Source organism: Noviherbaspirillum galbum (genome assembly GCF_010974945.1).
GTDB classification, from domain to species: Bacteria; Pseudomonadota; Gammaproteobacteria; order Burkholderiales; family Burkholderiaceae_D; genus Noviherbaspirillum; species Noviherbaspirillum galbum.
Map to the genome: position 1 here is coordinate 1 of NZ_JAAIVB010000024.1, position 581 is coordinate 581.

Below are 581 nucleotides of genomic sequence, written 5' to 3' on the forward strand. Positions count from 1 at the left end.
TTCCGCGTGGTGGCCAACGACGGCCAGCTCGGCGGCACCCTGGGCCGCTATGCGGTGCAGATCAACAAGGCCAAGAAGATCGCCGTCATCGATGACCGCACCGCCTACGGCCAGGGCGTGGCGGAAGAGTTCATCAAGGGCGTCAAGAGCAAGAACGCCGGCGCCGAGATCGTGGCCCAGCAGTACACCAATGACAAGGCTACCGACTTCAACGCCATTCTGACCGCCATCAAGGCCAAGAACCCCGACACGGTGTTCTTCGGCGGCATGGACGCGGTCGCCGGCCCGATGCTGCGCCAGATGAAGGCGCTGGGCATCAACGCCAAGTTCATGGGCGGCGACGGCATCTGCTCCGAGCAGCTCGCCCAGCTCGCTGGCGACGCCATCGGCGACGGCCAGGTGGTGTGCGCCGAAGCAGGCGGCGTGGAAGACGCGCAGAAGAAGGGCATGGACGACTTCAAGGCAGCGTACAAGAAGAAGTTCAACAGCGACGTGCAGATCTATGCACCGTACGTGTACGACGCGGTGATGGTGATGGTCGAGGCGATGAAGAAGGCGAACTCGGCGGAGCCGGCGAAGTA

At 63.7% G+C, this 581-nt stretch carries 1 protein-coding gene; it reads left to right on the plus strand.

Features of this window, described 5'->3' with window-relative positions:
- A partial coding sequence (locus G3574_RS07775) for a branched-chain amino acid ABC transporter substrate-binding protein (RefSeq protein ID WP_163961724.1) occupies positions 1 to 581 on the plus strand: 581 nt, incomplete at both ends.